This is a genomic window from Psychrobacillus sp. (assembly GCF_056205495.1).
This window is the reverse complement of record NZ_JBAEAP010000114.1, coordinates 1-2,130: the sequence shown is the minus strand read 5'-3', so window position 1 is coordinate 2,130 and position 2,130 is coordinate 1. Positions and strand designations below refer to the sequence as shown.

Sequence of the window (2,130 nt, the reverse complement as noted above, 5' to 3'; positions counted from 1 at the left end):
TTTTTTTATAAGGGGAAAATTTATCTGTAAGTCGACTGGACCAAATACTGTTTCTTTCAGTAAAAAGAAAAGAAAGTTATTTTCAACACATATTTTTGCAAATGTAACCATGGAACTTACAAATAAATCTCTCATGTGAAGGTCAGCATAAATACGAGAAAGCCAATAATTACTGGTCATTTCTCCATATATATCTCCATTTTCATAAAATAATGCTGCTGCCTCCTGACACCTTGCTTCTGCCTTATCTAAATCTTCATTTTCATAATAAACAATGGACAGTCCAAGCATTATATATGCAGATAACCAATAATCATTACTTCTGATTGTTTCACGTAATCCCATTTCCCCATAACTAATCGCTTCCTGAAATTTTCCTTGCCTGGACTTTAAAATGGAAAGTCCCAAGTAAGGCTCTGCTTTAGCTCTCGAAACATTCAAATCTTCCATACGCTGAACAGCTTTTAAATAAAGTGCTTCAGGAGTATGAAGGTCAAATGGATTATGTAATATTTCCGCATGACCTTTTCTAATCCATCCCACCGCTTCAACAAAGCCCGATTTTTCCTTAATGCCAGTTTCAATTCCTTTGTTTGCTGCTTTTTTCGCTTTTTCGGTGTCCCCTGTCAATGAGTAAATGAAGGAGAGCAGTAAGGCAGTTTCACGATGAGAATCCGGTATTGCTAGTTCATCCTCTAGTCTCAGCTCTAAAACTCGCACAGCATCATTTAACATTCCAGTTCTTAGATAAATTCGGGCATCCAAGTTACCCTTTCTTAAAATAAATGGGTCTAATTTTTCCCTTGTAACCCACTCGCTGGCATCTTTCGACCTGCCTAAATTAACTAGATTCTCCGCATGGAGTCTTTTTAGAGAATTCTGCTCGTCATTTGATATTTCTTTACTATCATTTGCCCATTTAATAGCTTCCTCTAAAAATGATTTTGCTAATGCTGGTTGAATCGTATCTAGATAAATATGGGCAATCCCTGCATTAGCTCTGCTCATGAAAAGAATATTCTGATTTGCCTGAGCCATTGCTAAGCACTTTTCATATGATTTCCTCGCTTTTTCATAAAACGCTCGATATCGATGACATTCCCCCTCAAAATAATAGAGTTCATAAAAATGTTCTCTAGTAGAAGGAGATAAATGGTCCTTCATCAACTCCAGCAGCCAATCGAATTGACCAGCCAAAATCATTGAGTTGGCGTTCGGAATAATCATCTCAGCTAAAAATTGCTCGTTTTTAGATTTTACGGCGTGATATATAGCTTGGACGATGTTATTTTTCTCTTTAAAAAAATTAGCTACTTCTTTATGTGTTTCATAAAAACCGATAGAATTCGTTTGGAGCCACTTATCTTCTAGAAATTGTTGAAACAAAGCGTGAAACCTATACGTATTGGAATCACTTAACTTTTGGATAAAAGAATGACTAGAGGTTAACATCTCAAACTGAGCAAATTCTTCCTTTCCAAAGAATTCATCTATTTCTTCAGCAGAAAAAACAGGAAATATACTGAAATTCAATAAAGAAAGCTGATCTTTTGGTGACATATTAGAAAATACTTCTTCAGAAAGATAGGAAAACAAATCATTAAGCGCAAAATTAGTAAGATCAGCTATCGTTTTCTGAGACTCTACTAATTGAACAGCAATCAATTGGATGGCAATCGCCCATCCCTCCGTTAGCTTTAATACATTTTCCGCTTCAACGTTAGTAATCGACTTTTCATGATAATCTTCAAAGAACACTTGAATTTCTTCCTCGCTAAACATAAAATCCTGTTCTTTTAGCTCAACTAGTTGACCATTTAACTTAAGCTTGAGTAACACAGTCCACTTCGGTCGAATCCGAGAAGCTATAACGAGATTAATAGTAGGAGGAAGGAATTCTATTATTTTTTCGATTACATAATTTATATGGAATACATGGTCAACTAAATGATAATCATCTAAGACAATCGTAAAAGGTGCATTAATTAGGGCTAGTTCATTACAAAATAGAGAATACCACCTAGTCAGCTCCGTTTCCTTTGGGTATATGAAATGAATATTGTCTTCTAGTAGACTACTCCCGAACGTTGGAACCACTCTTCGTATGCTATGCACTAGATAACGTAGAAA

At 35.5% G+C, this 2,130-nt stretch carries 1 protein-coding gene; it reads right to left on the bottom strand.

Features of this window, described 5'->3' with window-relative positions; translation table 11 throughout:
- The coding region (locus AC06OU_RS03465) for a tetratricopeptide repeat protein (protein ID WP_475854007.1) at positions 1-2,097 on the bottom strand (2,097 nt) is incomplete at its 3' end.
- Positions 2,098-2,130 lie beyond the last annotated feature (33 nt).